Genomic DNA, 22,121 nt, shown 5'->3' with positions numbered 1-22,121 from the left:
GGGCCGCATTGTAGGCGGGCCAGTTCGTCGTGCGGTAGCGGGCAGAGGAAGGCTTCGGCATGGACCGAATCTAACGCTCAGGATTCACGACGTGAATCCGCATCACCGATAAGTGCAACAACGTCTCCAGCGGGCAGAACAATGAGTTCGACGCTCGTGTTTCTGCGTCAGGGGGCACGTCAGGCCAGAATGGACAGGGCACACTGAACGTGGAGGCCAAGGTCTTGCGTCTCATCAATCTGCCGACGTCCGCGACCGGTCTGCCTACCGGTGCGGTCTGGCGAGATGCGAACGGATTCCTGAGAGTAGTCTAACGATCGCAGGCTGGCGATGACCTGAATTGGGACGTTCAGGTCATCACTATGACGCTTTGCGTCATATCCCCGATTGCACGACATCAAGCTTTGTCACCGCCACCGCTGGCGAGCTTTTCTTATCCGCAGGAGCCGCAAACCAAGACGTTTCGCTTCCCGACGGCAGGCTGATCAGGACAATGCGGGCCAGCGGCGGCGCGGTCGAGGCGGGGTCATCGGGGTACTGGCGGCCTTTGTCGGATCGCCCGTGAGGTGCGTGCTCGCCGTCCCCGATCCTGTCGCCGGACCCGCATTAGCAGGGCCTTGGGCATGGACACGGCGGGACGTCGGTTCGGCTCCGACCTCGGCCCGCCCGTGAGCCTGATCTCTGTGGTGACCTACCTCGGTCCCCGCGGTGCCGGGCCTGCGCTTGAAAAATGCGCCATCAGCAAGCCCTGATCACGCGCAAACCATCATCCGCCCGCTTGCCGGCGCAGCTCCCGCACCTGATCAGCTGTGATATACCCGGTCACCGCCGCGCCTTCGTCGGCCTGCCAGCTGGCCAATGCCGTGCGGGTGTTGCGACCGAACACGCCGTCGGTGCCGCCGGTTCGATACCCCAACGCCGTCAGCTGGCGCTGGATTTCACGCTTCTCAGCGCGGGTAAGGCTCAGGAGGTTTTCCTCCAGCTGGGCATCCCCGGTCGCGTTGTCGCCACCACCGGTTCCGGAGGCGCCCGCCTGTTGCCGGATCGTCTCCACCTGTCGGGCGGTCAGATAGCCGGTGGCGGTCACCTTGTTGGCGCCCTGCCAGCGGGCGATGGCATCCCGCGTGTTCTTGCCCCACAATCCATCTGCAACGCCGGTTGGGTAGCCGAGGGTGGTCAGCTGCTGCTGAATGCGGATGCGGTCGCTGCGGGTCAGCCCAATGGTTGCTTCGGCGCTGGCCGGGCTGGTTGTTCCGGTGTCGGTCCCGGGAAGGGGCTTCGGATCCGGCTTCACCGGGTCTACGCTGGCGCCCAACCGGGCAAGGGCACGCTCCGCATTTGCGCGATATGCGCCCTTCGGGAACTGCTGCAGATAGCTGCGGTACGCCGCCACCGTGTTGCGGTTCTGTGCTTCGATATAGGCGTTCTTGTCCAGTTCCTGGTTGATCAGCGCACCGGCCAGACCTGAGACGATTTCGCCGAGTTCCTGCTGCGCCAGCGCAGGGGCGGCCGGAGCGGCAAGGGCCGCGCCAAGCACCAGACCAAGGGAATATTTGCGCATCTCGCGCCCTCCTGTGGTGTTGCGGGCCAGCAGGCCCGGACAGGGGAAGAACGCCCAAGCCTCGGACTTGGTTGCACTGCTTCCCCCCCAGAGGCTGGCCAGCCTTTGGCAAGCGACCATTCCCGCGCCCATAAGCCCCGCTCCCCGATGTCGGCAGGCAGTGCCGCCCGCGCTGCCTACATCACGTCTAAACCCGCCACCCGGCGGGCATTTTCATGGAGGCTACTCGTCCAGCGGATCATCTGGCACCGGATCTCGGGGGCCTGTTGCAGTTGTGAGGCCATGGCAACGGCCGAAACGTTGGAGCTGACCCGCGTGCCGTGGGCCGCTCTTTTCGTTTCAGTGGCCAGATGCTGAACATAGCAGCCTTGATGCTGCCTGCCCCGTCTGTACTAAAGGTCGCCAAGGCCCTGAGCGTGACAGACGGTAAAGATGCAACGGATGACGATCATGAGCGATCTTCGCGGAATGTTGCGCGAAGCGACCTCCACCCGACATGAGGCGCTGGATCTGCGTGTTTTGGCGCATCGGCCCTTTGGCACTCGGGCGCGGTATGCAGCCCTGGTCAGAGCGCATCACGCGCTTTTCGCAACTGCCGCGCCGTTCTACTGCAACGCAACGCTCAGGGGGTGGATCCCGGGGCTTTCCGTTCGTGACCGGACCGCACTGGCGGCGCAGGACCTTGATCATCTTGGCGCAGGCCCCGCGACGCCTTTGGCGCTTGAAAACAGCGACCCCGAATGCGGGCTCGGCTGGGTTTACGTGATCGAGGGATCAAAGATGGGCGGCGCGGTTCTGGCGAGGCAGGCGCAGCAGATCGGGATGACCGGCCAGCATGGTGCCCGGCATCTGGCACCGGCCGCCGAAGGCGCGGCACTGCATTGGCGCACGCTGGTGGAGGCGCTGAACGCCGTCCCGATCACCGAGGACGGTGTTTCGCGGGCGATCGGGGGTGCCATGGCCGCCTTTGCCGCGGCGTCACTGATCGTCGAGCGGGAGTTCGCGGCCATCAGCGCCGCGCAGGATGGCCCTCAGGAATAGATGCCTTGCAGGACGGTGTCGCAATGCTCTTCCAGTACTGTCGCGCATTGGCAAGAGGCGGCGCGCAGACCCGGCACATCGGTAAGTTCAAAGACGCCGCGCTTTGTGCGGATCAACCCGTCCTCGCGCATCCCCTTGACGATCCGCGCCACGAATGTCCGCCCCACCCCCAGAAGATCCGCCAGCTGCTCCTGCGTCATCTCAAGCCGGGCCGACCCCGTCCGTGCGGCGGTCGAGATCAGCCATTTCGCCGTGCGCTGCCGTGTCGTATGCGACGCGTTGCAGGCGACGTTCTGGAACAGCTGCGAAATCAGACAATCCGAATAGCGCGCAAACAGATGACGGAAGGTGACAGATTCAATCTTGATCGTCTCAAGAATCGCCGTCTTTACCTTGATGAAGGTGCCATCGACGCGCACCGCCGCCGTTGCATAGGCCGGCACGAACCCGTTCGACACGATGCCACCCACGGCCCCTTCGCGCCCGACCAGACCGACTTCGACGGCATCGCAATTGTCATCGGCCCAGACCCGGAAACTGGCGATGGCGGCGCCGCAGGGAAACCAGGTTTCGGTCACATCCTCGCCCGCGGGTTGCAGCACATGGCCGGCCGCAAGTTCATGACCGGAAAGATGCGGCATCAGGCGCAGCCGGTCCTGATCGCGCAATTGGGCAAGCAGGCGATTGTCGCCCAGAAAATCGGAAAGATGTGACGTCATCGCAGGTTCCCTCCTTTGCCGGTTCAGAATGTACACGAGTAGACAGACACCCCAAAAATCATCTGTTACTCGTGAACACAACTTTGGAAGAACGGCCCGTTGCCGTTCATTGAACAGATGCCGGCCGGGCCGGTAAGGGGCGGCATGAGCAGCGATCTTGATCGGGTAACGCTCGACAACTGCGACCAGGAACAGATCCATATCCCGGGCAGCATCCAGCCCCATGGGGCCATGATTGTCTGCGATCCGGTCACCTTCGCCATTCGTTTCACCTCGGCCAATCTTGCAATTGTAACGGGTCATACGGCCGGGGCGTTCCCCGGAACCAGCGTGGAATCTGTCCTTGGCCGGAAAGCATTGCATGACCTGCGCAATGCTGCGGCAAAAGCGGGGCCCTCGGGCGGGGCCGGAATCGTCATGGGATTGCGCCTGCCGGGCACAGAGACCCGGTTTGATGCCATGATCCACCACATGGCCGGCAACTGCATCATCGAGATGGAGCCGTCCGAGGGAGAGGCGGCGCAGGATGCGCTGAACGTCACCCGGATGCTGATTGCGCGGATCAGTGCGGAAACCACGCCATCGCGGCTGACCACGATGGGGGCCCGCTGTGTGCAGGCCATGCTGGGTTATGACCGGGTGATGATCTACCGCTTCCTGCACAATGGTGCCGGGCGGGTGGTGTCCGAAGCGCGCACGCCAAATCTGGGCTCTTTCATGGGGCAGCATTTCCCGGCTTCGGACATACCGGCGCAGGCCCGCAGGCTGTATCTGGAAAATCCGATCCGCATGATTTCGGATGCCGAATACCAACCCATTCCGCTGATGCCTGCCCTGATGCCGGGGCAGGCGCCGGTCGACATGTCCCATGCGCAGCTGCGCAGCGTGTCGCCGATCCATTGCGAATATCTGCGCAACATGGGGGTCGGAGCCTCGCTCTCAATCTCGCTGATCGTTGGTGGAGAGCTGTGGGGTCTGATCGCCTGCCATCATTATAGTCCCAGGATCGTACCGCTGGCCCAAAGGATCGGGGCAGAGCTTTTCGGCCATTACTTCGCCTTGCAGATCGCCAGTGTCGAGCATCGCTCGGCCATCGAAGCCTCGGCGCGGGTGCGCGAAGAGCTGGACGCGCTGGTCGCGCAGGTCTCGGCTTCGGATCCGCTGATCCTGTCCTTGCCCGCGCATCTGCCGCTGCTGGCGCAGGTGATGAACTGCGATGGCGCAGCGCTGGTCATGGACGGCGCGACATTTGTCTCGGGGAGCGCGCCGACACAGCAGCAATGCGAAAGCCTGGTCTTCGCTTTGGCCCGCCCGGAAGCCACCCCGCGCGACCTGTGGCATACCCAGAACATCCGCGAGGTCGTTGCCGATGCCACCACGCCACTGGCCGGGGTGATGGCGATCCCGCTGTCGCAACGGCACAATGACCACCTGCTTCTGTTTCGCAACGAAGAAGCACATGAGGTGGCTTGGGCGGGCGAGCCGGTGAAGACACTGGACAAGGCCGACCGGCTGTCACCCCGCGGCAGCTTTGAGACATGGCGCGAAGAGGTTCGCGGCAAATCGGTGCCCTGGAGCGAGACCGATATTACAGTAGCCAAGGCGGTACGGGCCTGGCTGCGCGACCTGATCCTGCGGCGGAACGAGGCTTCGGCGGAAGAATTCGCACAGGACGAACAGCGCCGCCGCATCCTGAACAGCGAGCTGAACCACCGCGTCAAGAACGTGATCGCTCTGGTCAAATCCATCGCCCTCCAGACGGGGCAGTCTGCCGGCACGGTGGAGGATTACATCGCGGCGCTGGAGGGCCGGCTTCAGGCGCTGGCCATAGCGCACGACCAGTCACTTGGCCATCGGGTGGGCAGTCTGGCCGAACTGGTGGAGACCGAGATCGGGTTTCACCGTGCGGGCTCTCCGGCGGGTCGCCTGACCGTAAAGGGGCCGGTACTGCAACTGGACGCCCGGGCCTTCGCCGTTCTGGCGATGGTCCTGCACGAAATCGCGACCAATGCGGCCAAGCACGGGGCGCTCTCGGTGCCTGAGGGCCGGTTGACGGTCATCTGGGTGCGGGATGCGGCGGGCGATCTGCAGATCCGCTGGCGGGAAACCGACGGGCCGCCCGTTTCTGCGCCGAGGCGAACCGGCTTCGGCACTCGACTGATCCACAGTTCCATCGAATATGACCTGAAAGGCAAGGTCGAGCTGGTCTATGATCCCGCGGGTTTCCGCGCAGATATCACGATCCCTGGCCGCCATGTTCAGTTTGGGGTGGAGAGCCTTGCCGAGGCCTCCCCCGAACCGCCGGAACGCGGCAGTCTGCTGGGGCTGGCGGTGCTGGTTGTCGAGGATCAGGGCCTGATCGCCATGGATGTGGAGCAGACGCTCCACGGTCTCGGCGCGGGCGATGTGCGCCTTGCCAGCGACTCCGCCGCTGCACTGACCCTTCTAAAAGAGTTCACTCCCGATCTGGCGATCCTGGACTTCAGTTTGGGCGATGAAACGTCAGAGCTGGCGGCAACCGAGCTCATCGCGCGCGGGATCCCGATCATCTTCATGACCGGCTACAGCGATCAGATCATGCTCCCCGCCGCGCTGCGACACATCCCCCTGATACGCAAACCTGTCAGCCCGGCAGCCCTTGAAATGCAAGTGGCCGGCGCGATGCGATAGATTGTCAAAGCGGACGGGCTGGCTCCGCGATGAGCCGCTATTGCGGCGGCAATGGCTTGGATGTGGTGAGACGCCGTAAATTGAAATCGGCCAGACCGTCCCCCTGAAGGATCGCGCTTGATTTCGGCCTAAGCGGGAGCATGGGACCTCTCGAAGTGGGCCATTGCCGGGGTTCGCGCTCCACATGGGGCAGATGTCCAGCCGGCTCGGTTCAGACAAGTGCCAGCATCCCATCCTCCCTTCCGCCCATGACGCGCCCAGCCACGTCTGCCATTCCGCAGGTTCGATCAGGATCGCTGCCATGGCTTTGTGCCGGAAGGTTCGGGAGGGAGGGCGGCAGTAGCTCTGCCGCAAGCCGGACTGGGCTGGGTGATCAGTGCAGATGCCCCATATCCTGGTGAGCATATTGACCGGGCATTTGTATCAGTTTGCCGGAAAACCGAAATCCTACAGCAACCGGCCATGGTTTCGGGCACCAGAGGTCCGCAGTTCGAATCTTCCCGCCCCGACCAGCACTTGCGACATCTGTCTGCAGGGCGGTTTGGCCGGATCTGCGGCACTTGCCGCTGCCCGGTGCATCACTCTTCATACACCACCGAAAACAAAAGCCCCGCCGGAGCGGGGCTTTGCTGTCTCTTGCGCGGCGTCAGGCCGGAAGGCCGGTGGGCATGGCGGGCAGGTGACTGCCGTCCGAGCCCGCATAATACGACACGGGGACGGCCAGCAGCAGTCCCGCCGCCACCGGCAGCATCCAGAGGCTGAGGAGGCCGGTGGCCATCAGCAGAACCAACGCCAGACCAAGCCCGGTTTCCAGCGCGTGGAACTTCATCAGGGTTTTCAGCGGGATCCGGCCCGAGGTGTGTTGCGGCCAGCCGGTATCGGCCCCGGTCAGCGCCCGGAAGATGATCTTGCCATGGTGCACCATCATCACCGGCGCGGCCAGCACGGCCACGGCGGTTTCGATGACCAGCGTCTGCAGAAACGCCAGACGGCGCCCGCGGGGCAGGCCGACGCGGCGGATATAGTCGAATACACCGAAAAGCCGGGGCGCGAACAGCAGGAAGGCGATGGTCGCCGCCAGCCACAATTGCAGCGAACCCGTCGCCTCGCCCCCGGCGGTGCGGCCCGTGGTGGCCCAGAGCACCATCATCAGGCCCAGCAGGACAGAACCGATATAGGCCATGGCGCCGCCCGCGAAATGCAGGCGCGAGATCATGTTCAGGCCCGGCACCTTGATCAGGCGGACGTGCTGGAGGTTGCCCTGGCACCAGCGGGCATCGCGCTTGATATGGCCCACAAGGCTGGCCGGGGCCTCTTCATGGCTGTCGGCCGCCTCGGGCAGGATGCGGACACCCCAGCCGGCGCGGCGCAGCAGCGCGGCCTCGACGAAATCATGGCTCTGGATCACGCCGCCCAGCGGACGCGGGCCCGAGAGATGCGGCAGGCCTGCGCAGGCGGCAAAGGCGCGCATGCGGAAAATGGCATTGTGGCCCAGGAAGTTGCCCTCGGATCCGGTCCACATCGCATAACCGCGGCCATGCGGCCCGCCATAGACCCTGCTGGCAAAGCATTGCAGCCGCTGCCAGACCGTCTCGCCCGCGCCGGTGATCGGCAGGCTTTGCACCAGACCGCAGCCGGGGTCCTGCACCATGGCATCGGCCATGGCCAGCACGGTGCCGCGGCCCATCAGGCTGTCGGCGTCCAGGATCAGGGCGGCGTCATAGGCGGCACCATTGCGGGTGATCCAGTCGCGGACGTTGCCCTGCTTGTAATCGGTATTGCGCAGCCGGTGGCGGTAGGTGATCGCCAGATCCGGGCGCTGCGCGGTCAGCCGGGCGACCAGCGCCGCCTCTTCCAGCGCGGCCTTGCCGGACCGGGTGTCCGAGATCACATGCAGCGAAAAGCGGTGCGCATGGCCCGCGGTGCGCAGGGATTCCAGCAGGCGGACCTGCGGGCCGATGGTGGCCTCGGGGTCTTCGCCATACATCGGCAGCAGGATTGCCACGCGCAAGCCCGGGGCGGTGGCGGTGGCCCGTGCGGGCGCGCGCCAGAACAGGCCGAAAAAGGAGGATACGACCGACATCGCCATCCAGTAGACCGCGACGCCCGACAGCACCGCAAGAATGATGTCAGCGGGGGAGAGCGAGCCGTCGGCGGCAAGAACCTCGCCCGTGGCCCAGCCGAAGGCGCCCGCAAAGGGCGGCGGCAGGATCAGGACGGCAGCGCGGGCCAGCCGGTGATGGGTGCGCCGAGGCCGCAGACCCGGCACGGCCGGATCGCGGAAGGCCTGATCTAGCCGCTGGTCCGGCATCGGCAGCGGCGCGGGCAGGGTGACCGGGCGGAACCCGTATTGCGGACGGAAGAGGCGGGACATCTTACGGCACCCAACGATAAAGCCATGTTTCGCCAACCGGGTTCACACCGCCGCGCATCAGCTCGACACGCAGTTCGACCGGCTGGTCTTCGGGCAGGATCAGCGTCGCATCGACACGGAACCCGCCGGTATCGGGATTGGGCAGCACCAGCACCCCGGTCACCTGACCCGCGCTTGCGGTGACTTTCGCCTCCAGTGCGGCAGGATCGGTCCCGAGCGCGGGATGCGCCTCATAGTCGATGGCGAACATGCGGCCATCCTCGAACACGCGCTGGCCGGTGCGGGTGGCGATCACGCGGGCGCGTTCGCCATCCACCGGCGGGGCGCCATCGGCCCAGTGCAGCCGGTAGGAGAACCGGTATTCCTGCCCCGTCTCCATCGGTGCCTTCGGGCGCCAGAAGGCGACGATATTGTCGTAGATTTCCTTGTCCGCCGGGATTTCCACCAGCACGACATGGCCTTCGCCCCAGTCGCCCACGGGTTCGACCCAGAGGGACGGGCGGCGTTCGTAATGGGCGGCCAGATCGTTGTAGGCACCCGGGTCGCGGGCGCGCTGCATCAGGCCAAAGCCACGCGGGTTGGTGTCCGCAAACCAGCTGGTTTCAACCTTGGCCGGGTTCATCAAAGGCCGCCACAACAGGTTGCCGGTGCCGGTGGCCACCAGAAGCCCGTCACTGTCATGCACGCCTTCGCGGAAATCGTCGAACTTCAGCCGGTTCAGGTCGTTGAACAGGAACATCGAGGTTTCGGGCGCGATCCCCGGCGCATCCAGCGTCTCGCGCGGGAAGACCACGGCCTCCACCTCCATCACGGTGGCATCGCCCTTGCGGATGGTGAATCGGTAGGCCCCGGTCAGCGACGGGCTGTCCATCAGCGCATGAACGACCGCTTCGGTCGCATGCAGCTTGCCCTCTTCGATCCAGAACCGGGTGAAGAGGGGGAATTCCTCGGGCTTCGACGGATGGGCGGTGTTCAGGGCAAAGCCGCGCGCGGACAGGCCGTATTGCTGACCGCGGCCCACGGCGCGGAAATAGGTCGCACCCTGAAACACGGCATATTCCTGGAACACACCGGGCTGTTCCATTTCACCCGTCAGGCGGAACCCGGAAAAGCCGGTGCCGTCGCCCGGCAGATCGGGGAAACGGTCGGTCTTCACGAAGAGGTCGAGGTTGAACAGAACCTCGCGCGCCTCGGCGCCCTGCACGGCGAAAATGTCGATCGGATAGTGCTGATACAGCCCCGCCACGAACATCTCTGCCCGGGTCGGGCTGTCCGATCCGGTGTAAAGCGCGTGCTTGCCATCATACCAGATCTCGCGGATCTGGTCATAGGTCAGGCCCTTCCAGACATCGGAAATCTGCCGCGGCTCGGCATAGGGCTCCTGCGCCAGGGCGCGGGCCAAAGCCTCGACCGTGCCGTCGGCAAAGGGTTCGGCCGGGCCGAAGCTGACGCCCGAGGCGGCATCGGTCAGCGCGTCCGCCGCGGGCGGGGCCGCGGTCTCTTGTGCGGTGGCCAGACGCGGCAGCATGCCGCCGGCCGCCAGTCCCATAACCCATGCCAGGGCTCCGCGACGGCTGATGCCGCCAATCGCGCGCTCTGCACTCATGCTTTCACCTCTTGCGTGCGGGGGCGGGCTTCGGATGCCGTCCTCCCGGTGTGTTCGGATTGCGCCGGAAGCGCCGCTGCGGGGCGGGCCGGCTTCTGCCAGGGCTGCGACTTGAACCAGCCCGCAAGACGGGCGGTCAGCCAGATCAGCACAAGGCCGATGAGATTGATCGTCAGGGTTGCAACGCCGCTGAACGCATAAAGTTTCAGGAAGGCCCCCAGCACCCGCGCCAGCACCATCGACACGGCAAAGACCGCAAGCGACTGTTTGCCGATATCGACCACGGCGCCGATCAGGCGCGGCCATTCCGCGGCCAGAGCTTTCAGCCTTGCGCCCCGCACCCCCGCCGCCGCCCATCCCAGATAGGCCAGCGCCAGAAAATGCACATAGCGCAAAGCGCCGAAGCGGGTCTTGTCATAGAGCGGCCACCAGTCGCGGCGCCATTCCTTCAGGAAATCGGACGCGCCGATGGTCTTGTACCAGGCGAAGGGCAGCGAGATCAGCACGATGGCCAGCGCAAGGATCACCAGCTCGCGCCGGACGGGGGGCACCGGAATCCAGCCTGCGATCAGCCCGTATCCGGTGAAGAACACCAGCTGCCAGGCGAAAGGGTTGAAGAACCACGACCGGGTGGAGCCGTTCGGGAACCACCATTCCGCAGGGATCTGCAGCCCGCCGGTGGTGGCAAAGGCCCAAAGCGTGACGCTGGTCAGAAGCGCCAGCATCGGATCGACCCGCGCGATCAGCACCATGCCCGGCACCAGCGCCAGAAGCACGATATACATCGGCAGAACGTCAAAGAAATTCGGCACATAGGTCAAAGTGACCAGGCCCACGAAATTCTGCGGCGTGTTGCGCAGGAACGGATACAGGTTCAGCGCCCCCACCTCGTCCCGCGCGAAGATGTCTGAGTAATTGGCCATCAGCATCAGGAAAAGCGCGACGAAGAACACGCCGATATGCACCCAATAGACCTGCCAGATCCGGTGCAGAATCCGCGCCGTGCCCAGCAGCCAGCCCGCGCGCGCAAAGATCACCCCGAAGGCGAGTGCCGAGGCCATGCCCGAGCAGAACACGAACACCTCGGTCGCGTCGGAAAACCCGAAGCGGCCCGGCATGAACAGATTCCAGGGGTTGTCGGTGATATGCGCGATCAGGATGACGATCATCGCCACGCCGCGGAAGAAATCCAGCCGGATATCACGCTCCCGCTTCGCGGCGGGCTTGGGGTCGGGGCTCACATCTGCCTCTGCCGGTGGCTGTTGCACGGTTCGCCCTCCGGTCCGGGTTGCCCCGTGACGCAGCGCGCCCCCGTCCGTTGCTTTGGTCCGTAGCTTGGTCGTCTTCCGTTCGATTCGGTCCCGGCCTTTGCAGGCGCAGCATCCGATTCTGCAACTGAGCGATACTCCTGCGCTGTGCGCGCTTCAATGGATATCCACCTGAAAACATCGCCTTGCGCGGGTATCGTAACGGTCTTGAAACAAGTTTGTGCGGCTTTTCGCCGATGGGCCGGTTTGCCGGTCTTGCGCATGCAGAATAGGGAACCGCCGGCGCAGGCGCGCGTTAGGCGGGTTCATCGCAGCTGCGGGGCAGCGGGTGGTATGCCCCACGGCATGATTGCGCTACCGGCGGTTCGCTGCGAATCGGCAGGCCCGGAGCCGGAAGTCCCGGCTCAGGTGCCGCAGAAGGTGACGTAGCGGCCAAAGCCGGCGGGGGCGGGCAGCATATAGGCCTCATCCGGGGTGAAGGGCGCCCGCACGGCGGCCAGCAACGCAGTGAACTGGGCCAGATCGCCCGCAGTGGCGGCGTCCAGCGCCTCTTCCACCCTATGGTTGCGCGGGATCACCGCCGGATTCGCCCTCCGCATCCGCGTCGCATCCGGCCCGCGGGCCTGCCAGCGGGGGAGCCAAGCATCCATTGCGGTGAAATCGTCGAAGAGCGGGCGCAGGCGTGACAGATCCCCCGTCGCGGCTTCGGCCAGCCGGTGGAAGGTCAGCGTCCAGTCGGCCCCCGGCATCGCAGCCAGAAGGTCATCGACCAGCGCCTGATCCCCCGCATCCTGCCCGGACAGCCCCAGCTTTGCCCGCATCACCGCCAGCCATTCCGCCTGATACTGCCCGGCGATCCGGTCCAGCCGGTCATTCGCGATCGCCACCCCCGTCTCGGGGTTCGCATCGAACAGCGGATAGATCGCTTCGGCCAGCCGGGCGAGGTTCCAGCCCAGGATCAGCGGCTGGTTCTGCCACGCATAGCGGCCCTGCCGGTCGATGGAGGAAAACACCGTGCCGGGGGCATAGCCCTCCATGAAGGCGCAGGGACCATAGTCGATGGTTTCGCCCGAGACGGCCATATTGTCGGTGTTCATCACGCCATGGATGAAGCCAAGCCCCATCCATTCCGCGATCAGCCGTGCCTGCCGGGCGACCACGCGGTCGAAGAAGGCCAGATAGCGGCCCTCGGTCCCGGAAAGGTCGGGGTCGTGGCGGGCGATGGCATGATCGGCCAGCGCGCGGACCCGTTCGGCCTCGCCGCGGGCGGCGAAGAACTGGAAGCTGCCCACGCGGATATGGCTGGCGGCGATCCGCGCCACCACGGCACCCGGCAGACGGCGGCCGTCGCGCAGGATATCCTCTCCCGTCGCCACCACGGCCAGCGACCGGGTGGTCGGCGCGCCAAGGGCGGCCATCGCTTCGGAGATCAGATATTCCCGCAGCATCGGGCCTACGGCCGCCTTGCCATCGCCGCCACGGGAAAACGGCGTCCGGCCCGACCCTTTCAGCTGCAGATCGAACCGTGCGCCATCGGGGGCGATCACCTCGCCCAGAAGATGCGCCCGGCCGTCGCCCAGCGAGGGGGAGAAGCCGCCGAACTGGTGCCCGGCATAGGCCAAAGCCGCGGGATCCGCCCCCGGCGGCAGCGCGGCACCGGACAGCCAGGCCGCAGCAGTTTCGCGCAGATCATCGGGATCGGCGCCCAGACGGGCGGCCAGATCATCGTTGAACGCCAGAAGCCGCGGGGCAGGGGCCGCATCGGGGGCCAGCCGCAGCGCGGCCCAAGGCAGGTCACGCAGATAGGAATTGTCGAACTGCAGGGCCATGGCGCCACCTCCACCCCTGATATGCGCCTTGCCGGGCCGGGCGACAACCCGCAGTCTGGCCCGCAGCATGGTCTTCATGGGTGAACCGTCGCAGGCCGGGCCGCGTATCTTGCGGGAACGTTGCTGTTTGCGGGCGCGTTACAGAAAGGACACCTCGGACGATGGCACCCGAACCGGGATAGCCAGAGCGGACGAGAGGGCGGAGGCGGGACAACAGCATGACGCGCAACTTTTCCGATCTGCTGATCCCGCGGCCCGAGGGGCTGTATTGCCCGCCCGCCGAGGCCTATATCGACCCGGTCCGCCCGGTGCCGCGCGCGCTGGTCAGTCATGGTCATTCCGACCACGCCCGTGCGGGCCACGGGGCCGTGCTGGCCACCCGCCAGACGCTGGACATCATGGCAATCCGTTATGGCGCCGATTTTGCGGGCCAGACCCAGGCGGCAGACGGCGCGGTGACGCTGGGCCCGGTGACGGTGCGGTTTCACCCCGCGGGGCATGTGCTTGGATCGGCGCAGATCGCGCTGGAGTGGCAGGGAACGCGGGCCGTCGTCTCCGGCGATTATTCACGTGTGCCCAACCCGGCCTGCGCGCCCTTTGAACCCGTGCCCTGCGATCTGTTCGTGACCGAGGCGACCTTTGCCCTGCCGGTCTTCCGCCATCCCGCCCCGGCGGAGGAGATCGCGCGCTTTCTCGCCTCGCTGGAGGCGTTTCCGGAGCGGGCGCATCTGGTGGGGGCCTATGCCCTTGGCAAGGCGCAGCGGGTGATCATGCTGCTCAGGCAGGCGGGGTATCAGGCGCCCATCTACATCCACGGCGCATTGCAGCGGCTGTGTGACTATCACCTGTCGCAGGGGGTGCCTCTGGGCGATCTGCGCTCCGCAACGCTGGACCGCGCCGAGGCCCGCGCCCTGCGGCGGGCGGTGGTCATCGCGCCGCCCTCGGCCTTTGCCAGCCCCTGGGTGCAGCGGTTCGTGGATCCGGTCATCAGCTTCGCCTCCGGCTGGATGCAGATCCGCGCCCGCGCCCGGCAGCGCGGGGTGGAACTGCCGCTGGTCATCTCGGACCATGTGGACTGGCCCGATCTGACGCGGACACTGGCCGAACTGGACCCGCAGGAGTTCTGGATCACCCATGGCCGTGAAGATGCGCTGATGCGATGGGCCGAACTGGAAGGTCGCCGCGCCCGCCCGCTGCATCTGGTGGGCTATGAGGAGGAGGTGGAATGAGGGCCTTTGCCGCGCTTCTGGAACGGCTGGCCTTCACCCCGGGCCGCAATGCCCGGCTGGCACTGATCGCGCGCTATCTGGCCGTCACGCCGGACCCGGACCGGGGGTATGCGCTGGCCGCGCTGACCGGTGGCCTTGATCTGGCCCATGCCAAGCCCGCGCTGCTGCGCGGCATGGTGGCCGAGCGGGTGGATGCCCAGTTGTTCGCCATGTCCTACGATTATGTGGGCGATCTGGCCGAGACCATCGCGCTGATCTGGCCCGCCGCAGGCCCCCCGCGCGACGTGCCGTTGCGCGAGGTGGCCGAACGGCTGATGCGGGCGGGCAAGACCGAAACGGCCGCCCTGATTGCGGGCTGGCTGGATGCGCTTGGCCCGTCGGAGCGGCTGGCGCTGATCAAGCTGGCCACCGGGTCCTTGCGGGTGGGCATTTCCACCAGGCTGTCGCTGACCGCGCTGGCGCGGACGGGAAGCGTCACGCTGGAAGAGATCGAGGAACTTTGGTCCGGTTTCACCCCGCCCTATGCGCCGCTGTTCGGCTGGCTGGCGGGCGGGCCGCGGCCCGAAGCCGCCCTGCGCGCGCCGTTCCGGCCTGTCATGCTGTCCACCCCCATCGACGCCGAGGGGCTGGCGCCGCTGGACCCCGCCGATTTCGCGGCGGAATGGAAATGGGACGGCATCCGCGTGCAGGCCGTGGGCGAGGGGGGCACGGCCCGGCTTTATACCCGCACGGGCGAGGATATCTCCGCCGCCTTTCCGGATCTGGTGGCCGACATCCGCTTCCACGGCGCGCTGGATGGCGAGCTGATCGTGCGGCGCGGCGATGAGGTGGCGCCTTTTGCCGATCTGCAGAAACGTCTGGGCCGCAAGGTGCCGCCGCGGACGCTTCTGGCCAGCCATCCCGCGGCCCTGCGCGCCTATGATGTGCTGGTCTGGGAGGGGGAGGATCTGCGCAGCCTGCCTTTTGCCGAGCGCCGCAGAAGGCTTGAGGTGGCTGTGGCGGGGCTTGCCTCCGGACGGATCGACACCTCGCCGCTTCTTCCTTTCGCGGATTGGGAGACGCTGGCTGCTTTGCGCGCCGATCCGCCGGCCGATGTGATCGAAGGGGTGATGCTGAAGCGCCGCGACAGCGCCTATGTGGCGGGCCGCCCGCGCGGGCCGTGGTTCAAATGGAAGCGCGAGGCGCGCACCGTGGATGCCGTGCTGATCTATGCGCAGCGCGGGCATGGCAAGCGGTCAGGCTTTTATTCCGACTTCACCTTCGGCCTGTGGGACGGCGATCAGCTGGTTCCCGTGGGCAAGGCCTATTCCGGCTTCACCGATGAGGAACTGGCCCGGCTGGACCGTTTCGTCCGCAACCACACGCTGGACCGCTATGGCCCCGTCCGCGCGCTGGAGCCGAAGCTGGTGGTCGAGGTGGCGTTCGAGGGGTTGAACCGCTCGACCCGGCACAGGTCCGGCGTGGCGATGCGGTTTCCGCGCATCGCGCGCATTCGCTGGGACAAACCCGCGGCCGAGGCGGACCGGCTGGAGGCGCTGACGGATCAGCTGCCCCCGGCCTAGGCGGCCGGGCGGACGATCTGGCGCAGCACGTCGCGCAGCACATCGGGATTGAACGGCTTCTGCACCAGCGGCACCGCGCGGAAGGCGGCGGGCAGATGCTCGGGCCCGTAGCCCGAGACAAAGCAGAACGGAATGCCGCGGCGGGTCAGTGCCTCGGCCACGCCATCCACCGGCTCTCCCCCCAGATTGCCGTCCAGCACGGCCAGATCCACCTCGATCTCCGAGGCGGCGGTCATGGCGTCGCGCAGGGTGCGGGCGACGGCCACCACCTCGGCCCCGGCATCCTCGATCTCAAAGCTCAGGTCCATGGCGACAAGAGGCTCGTCCTCGATCAGCAGCACACGCCGCCCGGCCAGCGCTTCGCCCGGGTCCGCCACGGCTGCAGGGGCGGGTGCCGCGGGACAGCTCCGCTCTGCAGAGGTGACCCCGCCCGAAAGGCGGATGGTCCAGACCACGCCGCCGGGCCGCCAGTCGGCGGTGACGGCGGCCTCATCCCCGCCCGCGGCGGCGTGGATCAGGGTCGAGCCGAAGCCGCGGCGCGTGGGCACCACCACCGCAGGGCCGCCGGTTTCCGTCCAGGTGAGGACCAGCCCGTCACCCTCGGTGCGCCAGTCCAGATGCACCTCGCCCCCCGGGGCCGACAGGGCGCCGTATTTCTGCGCATTGGTGCCCAGCTCATGCAGGGTCAGGGCCAGCCGCAGCATGTTCTCGGGCGAGATTTCCACCGCTGGCCCGTTGCGCCGCAGCCGGTCCGCGACCAGCGTGCCGGCATTGACCTGATCGTCGATCAGCCGGTTCAGCGGTGCGCTGGACCAAGTGGCGTCGGACAGGATGGAATGCGCCCGCGCCAGTGCCTGCAGCCGCCCCGAAAAACTGTGGTCGAATGCCGCCAGATCCGAGGACTGGCGCAGGGTCTGGCGGGCGATGGCCTGCACATTGGCGAGGGTGTTCTTGATACGGTGGTTCAGTTCCCCGATCAGAAGCGAGCGCACCTGCTCGGCCTGCCGGCGTTCGGTAATGTCCAGAATCTGCAATGTGAGCGAGCGTTGCGCCCCGTCGCCTTCGGGCAGGACCGAGCCATAGACCGCACACAAGATGTCGCGCGCGCCCGATCCGCGGGCCTCCATCTCCATCGCATAGCGGGGCGGCGCCTCGGGGTCCGGGGCCGCGTCGATCCACGCCTTCAACGCCGCCGCCGTCTCGGCGGGCAACCAGCCGGTCTGGTCCAGCGGACGGCCCAGCATTTCAGCCGCGGACCAGCCGAACATGCGCTCGGCCCCCTGCGACCAGCCGCGGATCATCATCGAACAGTCGCATTCCACGAAAGCCAGCGGCGAATTGTCGGCATGGGCCGTCAGCCGGGCCATGGCGCGATCGCGCAGCAGGGCAAGATTCTGCATTTCGTCGCGCTGGCGGGCCAGATCGCGGGCCTGCTGGCCGATGCGGAAGAAGACCTCGGCCTTGGATTTCAGGATCACCGGGTCGATGGGTTTGAAGATGAAATCCACCGCCCCCGCCTCATAGCCCCGGAACCGGCGGTTTTCGTCCATATCGGCGGCGGTCACGAAGATGATCGGCAGCTGCCGGGTCCGCTCCGTCCCGCGCATGAGCGCCGCCAACTCATAGCCGTCCGTCTCTGGCATATGCACATCCAGCAGCGCCAGCGCATAGTCATGGACCAGCATCAGTTCCAGCGCCTCGGCGGCGGAATGCGCCTTGTGGATCTCCAGCCCGTCGCGGCGCAGAAGCGCCTCCAGCGCCATCAGATTCTCTTCGATATCATCGACGATCAGGAAGCGGATGATGCGGTTAGGCAAGGGGAACCTCCGTCAGTGCAGTACGGCGCCAGATCCTCTGGGGTTCGTCGAACGGGGTGAACGACGCCGCATGGGCGGAAAAGCGCAGGGTCTCATGCAGGCCAAGCCCCAGAAACCCTCCGCGCGCAAGCGAATCCGCAAACAGGCCAATCGTCCGGTCCTGAAGGACCGAATCGAAGTAGATCAGCACGTTGCGGCAGGAAACGAGGTGCACTTCGGAAAAAACCTGGTCACTGGCAAGATTGTGCTCGGCGAATACGGTGCGGGTGCGCAGGGCGCGGTCAAAGACCACGCGCCCATAGCCCGCGGTATAGTAGTCCGACAGCGAGGACTGGCCGCCTGCTTCCTGATAGTTGCGGGAAAAGGCGCTGACCTTTTCGGCATCGTAGACGCCCGCCTCCGCCCGCGCCAGCGCCCTGCGGTTGATCTCGGTCGCATAGAACAGAGTGCGGTCCAGCAGACCCTCTTCCTGAAACAGGATTGCCAGCGAATAGAGTTCCTCGCCATCCGCGCAGCCCGCCACCCAGACCTTCAGTGAGGGGAAGGTCCGCAGATGCGGGATCACCTCGCGCCGGAGCGAGAGGTAATAGGCCGGGTCGCGGAACAGCTCGCTCACCTGCACGGTCATGGCGTCGATAACATCAGGCAGGACGTCGGGTTCATGCAGCAGCCGCCGCTGCAGATCCGACAGCGTATCGCAGTTCAGCCGCGTGCGCGCCACCTCGGCGCGGCGTTGCAGCGATGCCGCGGAATAGGACCGGAAATCATAATGATACCGGCGATACAGCGCCTCAAGGAACAGCTGCAGTTCCACGGCTTCGCTGGTCTGGGACGGAACCGCCGCCGTGGTCATCGCGCGATCCAGACGCGGGCCAGCGACAGCAGCTTGTCCACGTCTATGGGCTTGGCCAGATAGTCATTGGCCCCGGCGGCCATGCATTCGTTCTGGTCCCCCGCCATGGCCTTGGCCGTCAGCATGATGACGGGCAGGGTCTTCCAGCGGTCGATCTTGCGGATTTCGCGGGTGGCGGTCAGCCCGTCCATTTCCGGCATCATCACATCCATCAGCACAAGGTCCACCTTGGGCTGCGCGCCATCGGCGATGCGGCCAAGTGCTTCCAGCGCCTCGCGCCCGTTGCGGGCGATCTGCACCGTGGCGCCATGCGGTTCGAAGATCCCGGTCAGGGCATAGATGTTGCGGATGTCATCCTCGACCACCAGAATCCGCCGTCCTTCCAGCATCGCATCGCGGTTCAGCGAGGCAGCCAGCATCTCGCGCTGTTTCGACGGCAGATCCGACACCACCTGATGCAGGAACAGCGTCACCTCGTCGATCAGACGCTCGGGCGATTTGGCGCCCTTGATGATGATGGATTTGGAATAGCGGCGCAGGCGTTGCTCTTCCGCCTCGGACAGCGAGCGGGCGGTGTAGATGATGACCGGGGGAAAGCCGTTGCCGTCATCCGCGTCCAGCCGCTCCAGCACGTCAAAGCCCGAGGCGTCGGGCAGCGTCATGTCCAGAACGATGCAGTCGAACCGGCCCTTGCCGAATTCCACGATCGCCTCGGCCGCCGAGATGGCGCCGACCGTCTCCACCTCATCCGAGGACAAAAGCGACCGCAGCCCGTCCAGCTGCACCGGATCATCCTCGACGATCAGGACGCGACGCATCCGCTGTTCCAGCCGCTGTTCCAGCTTCTGGATCGCCGTGGCCAGTTCGTCCCGCTCGACCGGCTTCAGCATGTAGCTGATCGCCCCCTGCGCCAGCGCCTCGCGCGTGTAGTCATTGGCCGAGACCATGTGCACCGGGATATGCCGCGTCGACACGTCACGCTTCAGCTGGTCCAGCACGGTCAGGCCGGAATGGTCGGGCAGGCCCACATCCAGAACGATGGCCTGCGGCAGATATTGGCGGGCGGCACGGATCGCATCTTCGGCCCGCCCCACGCAGAGGCAGCGGAAGCCAAGGTCATGGGCCAGATCGCACAGAACCCGCGCAAAGGCCGGGTCATCCTCGACCGCCAGCATGATCCGGTCACCGGGCTGCAGGCGGTCTCGGTCATCCTCGACCCCGTCCAGTGCGCAAAAGCCGGTCTCGGCCAACGGCTGCACGGTCCCGCGCAGAGATTCGACCGCTGCGGGCGAGGGCAGGGCAGGGGTGACGGGCGGCGGCGGCAAGGCGACTGCTGCCGAGGGGCCGTCCTTCGGCAGAAGCAGGGTAAAGGTGCTGCCCTGACCGGGCGCGCTTTGCAGCGAGATCTGCCCGCCCAGAAGCGCCGCCAGATCGCGGGAGATCGACAGCCCGAGCCCGGTGCCGCCATAACGGCGCGAGATCGTGCCGTCGGCCTGCCGGAAGGCCTCGAACACCGCATCCTGCTGGGTGGCCGCGATGCCGATGCCGGTATCCTGCACGGCAAAGGCGATATGGTTGCCCTGCGGTTCGATCCGCAGGGTCACATGGCCCTTGTCAGTGAATTTCACCGCATTGGACAGGAAGTTGCGCAGCACCTGTTCCAGCCGGGTCACATCGGTCATCAGCGTGGCGAGGCCCGGGCCGAAATCGGTCCTGAGCTCCAGCCCCTTGGTGCGGGCCTGCGTCTCGAACCCGCGCAACAGCTTGCGCGCCACGGTCTTCGGATCCACCTCGACCACGTCGATGTCCAGCTTGCCCGCCTCGATCTTGGACAGGTCCAGAATGTCGTTGATCAGCGTCAGCAGATCCTGCCCCGAGCTTTCGATGGTCTGGGCCCAGCGGATCTGTTCGTCGGTCAGCGTCTTGCCCCGGTTTTCGGCCAGGAGACGCGACATGATCAGGAGGGCATTCAGCGGCGTGCGCAATTCATGCGACATGTTCGCCACGAATTCAGACTTGTAGCGGCTTTCGCGCGCCAGTGTCGCCGCCTGCTCCTCCAGTTGCCGGCGCGACCGGGCCAGCGCATCGCGCTGATCCTCCAGCTGCTGGGCCTGGGACTCCAGCTGGGCGTTCTGTTCCTCCAGTTCGGATTGCTGCTCCTCCAGCTGCCGCTGGCTTGCGCGCAACTCCTCGGCTTGTTCCTCCAGCTCCGTATTCGACGCGGAGAGTTCCTCGCCATGGCTGCGCAGTTCTTCGGCCTGGCGCGTGGTCTCTTCCAGCAGCTCCTGCACCCGGGCACGATATTCGGCGGACCGCAGCGCGATGCCGATCTTGTCGCTGACCCGTTCCAGAAGCTGCACCGTGGCCGGCCGCAGCGGCCGGTCGAAGCCCAGTTCCAGCACGCCGTTGACCAGCATCCCTTCGCGCAGGGGCAGCAGGACAGACCGCGGCGCTGCGCCCTGCATCAGCCCGGTGGACCAGGCCAGCCGGGCGGCGGGATCGGGGTCCAGTTCGATCAGCCGGTTTTCCCGCAGCGCGCGGCCCAGATGGCCGATATCTTCCGGCAGTTCGGCGGGCAGGTCCGCCGGGTTCGCCCCCCAGGCCCCGATCCTGACCAGCCCCGCCCCGCGGCGCAGGTAGACCACGCCGGCCCGGGCGCCGATATGGGTGCCCAGCACCTCCAGCAGATTGGCGGCCAGCCGCGGCGACGGCGCATCGCCCTGGATCGCACGGGCCAGATCGACCTGCCCGCGCTGCACCCAGTCGTCATCGGACATGTTGTTCCGGGCGATGATCAGATAGCGCAGGACAAAGGCCACGCCCACCATGACCGCCGCGGCCATGCTGCGGTTCGAGGCGGCAATCGGCGCGGACAGCCCGTCATAGCTGAGGTGAAACCCCAGAAAGAGTGCCACCAGAATGATCCCCACCACCATAAGCGGGGTGCCCGGGCGATGGGACAGCAGCGTCACCAGCAGCGGCAGGAAATACATGATCCAGATCGCAAAGCCGAGCGGGGTGACCATGTCGATCAGGAAAACGCCGATCACGGCCGCAATGGCTACCGTTACGATTGCGGACTCGGTCAGTCGGTTCACGATGGCTCCCGTCGTCGTCACCCCTCCCGGCCGGACGCGGGGCATCAGGGCGGCAACGCACCGGCAGCCTGCCGGTTCCGCGGACTGCGCATTATTTCCCGGCTTTGCGGATGCCTGGTGGCCAAAGCGCAACAGCCCCTTTCGGCCACAGGCGGGCGCCCCCCCCCGGCGGACGGGCGATGTTCGGTTGTCGGTGGAGTGCCGCAAGTCAGATCCGCCAACACAGTTCATGTGCATCAGCCCATTCGCCACCGTCGCGAAAGGTGTCATAAATGACAGAATGTAGCTGAAAGCAGTGGCAGCCCGTAGGGGAGTCGAACCCCTCTTCCCAGGTTGAAAACCTGGTGTCCTAACCGATAGACGAACGGGCCAGCCTGCGGGATCACGTCCCGTGACCGGCGGAAGTGGCAGCCCGTAGGGGAGTCGAACCCCTCTTCCCAGGTTGAAAACCTGGTGTCCTAACCGATAGACGAACGGGCCATCGCTTGCCGTGC

Annotated in this window: 13 protein-coding genes and 2 tRNA genes; 4 read left to right on the top strand and 11 right to left on the bottom strand. The window is 66.1% G+C overall.

Features of this window, described 5'->3' with window-relative positions; translation table 11 throughout:
* Positions 1–766: 766 nt before the first annotated feature.
* Positions 767–1,561, bottom strand: a complete 795-nt coding sequence (locus ACO2Q5_RS02450; protein WP_423287986.1) for a peptidoglycan-binding protein — start codon at positions 1,559–1,561, stop codon at positions 767–769.
* Positions 1,562–2,011: 450 nt separating this feature from the next.
* On the opposite strand from ACO2Q5_RS02450, the gene ACO2Q5_RS02445 reads away from it, so the two are divergent.
* Positions 2,012–2,602 carry a biliverdin-producing heme oxygenase gene (locus tag ACO2Q5_RS02445; protein ID WP_423287985.1) on the top strand — a complete coding sequence of 197 codons (591 nt, stop codon included), beginning with the start codon at positions 2,012–2,014 and terminating at the stop codon, positions 2,600–2,602.
* Here ACO2Q5_RS02445 and ACO2Q5_RS02440 read toward each other — a convergent pair.
* Positions 2,593–3,321 carry a Crp/Fnr family transcriptional regulator gene (locus tag ACO2Q5_RS02440; RefSeq protein WP_423287984.1) on the bottom strand — a complete coding sequence of 243 codons (729 nt, stop codon included), beginning with the start codon at positions 3,319–3,321 and terminating at the stop codon, positions 2,593–2,595. The genes ACO2Q5_RS02445 and ACO2Q5_RS02440 overlap by 10 nt on opposite strands.
* Positions 3,322–3,465: 144 nt before the next feature.
* Here ACO2Q5_RS02440 and ACO2Q5_RS02435 point away from each other — a divergent pair, with 144 nt between their 5' ends.
* Positions 3,466–5,991, top strand: coding sequence for an HWE histidine kinase domain-containing protein (locus ACO2Q5_RS02435; RefSeq protein WP_423287983.1), 2,526 nt, complete (start codon positions 3,466–3,468; stop codon positions 5,989–5,991).
* 646 nt (positions 5,992–6,637) lie between these two features.
* Here the strand turns inward: ACO2Q5_RS02435 and mdoH are convergent.
* The 4 genes from mdoH to ACO2Q5_RS02415 all read right to left on the bottom strand — a co-directional run bounded on the left by mdoH (position 6,638) and on the right by ACO2Q5_RS02415 (position 13,068).
* On the bottom strand, positions 6,638–8,365 hold the full coding sequence (mdoH, locus tag ACO2Q5_RS02430) for a glucans biosynthesis glucosyltransferase MdoH (protein ID WP_423287982.1): 1,728 nt from the start codon (positions 8,363–8,365) through the stop codon (positions 6,638–6,640).
* 1 nt (position 8,366) lies between these two features.
* Entirely contained in the window at positions 8,367–9,971 is a 1,605-nt protein-coding gene (locus ACO2Q5_RS02425; protein WP_423287981.1) for a glucan biosynthesis protein, read from the bottom strand.
* Positions 9,968–11,212: an OpgC family protein gene (locus ACO2Q5_RS02420; protein ID WP_423287980.1), complete on the bottom strand. Its 1,245-nt coding sequence runs from the start codon at positions 11,210–11,212 to the stop codon at positions 9,968–9,970. The genes ACO2Q5_RS02425 and ACO2Q5_RS02420 overlap by 4 nt, the downstream gene beginning before the upstream one ends.
* A gap of 431 nt (positions 11,213–11,643) precedes the next feature.
* Complete coding sequence (locus ACO2Q5_RS02415; RefSeq protein ID WP_423288002.1) at positions 11,644–13,068, bottom strand: protein adenylyltransferase SelO; 1,425 nt, start codon at positions 13,066–13,068, stop codon at positions 11,644–11,646.
* 218 nt (positions 13,069–13,286) lie between these two features.
* On the opposite strand from ACO2Q5_RS02415, the gene ACO2Q5_RS02410 reads away from it, so the two are divergent.
* Both ACO2Q5_RS02410 and ACO2Q5_RS02405 read left to right on the top strand, forming a co-directional pair.
* Positions 13,287–14,297, top strand: a complete 1,011-nt coding sequence (locus ACO2Q5_RS02410) for a ligase-associated DNA damage response exonuclease (protein ID WP_423287979.1) — start codon at positions 13,287–13,289, stop codon at positions 14,295–14,297.
* Positions 14,294–15,859, top strand: a complete 1,566-nt coding sequence (locus tag ACO2Q5_RS02405; protein WP_423287978.1) for a cisplatin damage response ATP-dependent DNA ligase — start codon at positions 14,294–14,296, stop codon at positions 15,857–15,859. Before ACO2Q5_RS02410 ends, ACO2Q5_RS02405 begins: the two co-directional genes overlap by 4 nt.
* On the opposite strand, the gene ACO2Q5_RS02400 is transcribed toward ACO2Q5_RS02405, so the two are convergent.
* From ACO2Q5_RS02400 to ACO2Q5_RS02380, 5 genes are all read right to left on the bottom strand, one after another.
* Entirely contained in the window at positions 15,856–17,676 is a 1,821-nt protein-coding gene (locus ACO2Q5_RS02400; RefSeq protein WP_423287977.1) for a response regulator, read from the bottom strand. The genes ACO2Q5_RS02405 and ACO2Q5_RS02400 overlap by 4 nt on opposite strands.
* Positions 17,669–18,529: a CheR family methyltransferase gene (locus ACO2Q5_RS02395; protein WP_423287976.1), complete on the bottom strand. Its 861-nt coding sequence runs from the start codon at positions 18,527–18,529 to the stop codon at positions 17,669–17,671. The genes ACO2Q5_RS02400 and ACO2Q5_RS02395 overlap by 8 nt, the downstream gene beginning before the upstream one ends.
* On the bottom strand, positions 18,526–21,648 hold the full coding sequence (locus tag ACO2Q5_RS02390; protein ID WP_423287975.1) for a response regulator: 3,123 nt from the start codon (positions 21,646–21,648) through the stop codon (positions 18,526–18,528). The genes ACO2Q5_RS02395 and ACO2Q5_RS02390 overlap by 4 nt, the downstream gene beginning before the upstream one ends.
* A 275-nt stretch (positions 21,649–21,923) precedes the next feature.
* Positions 21,924–21,998 (bottom strand) — tRNA-Glu (locus tag ACO2Q5_RS02385).
* 34 nt (positions 21,999–22,032) lie between these two features.
* Positions 22,033–22,107 (bottom strand) — tRNA-Glu (locus tag ACO2Q5_RS02380).
* Between the last annotated feature and the right edge of the window lie 14 nt (positions 22,108–22,121).

Origin of the sequence: Neotabrizicola sp. VNH66, from assembly GCF_049445895.1 — a bacterium.
Lineage (GTDB): Bacteria > Pseudomonadota > Alphaproteobacteria > Rhodobacterales > Rhodobacteraceae > Pseudogemmobacter.
This window is presented reverse-complemented; position numbering and strand designations above follow the sequence as displayed.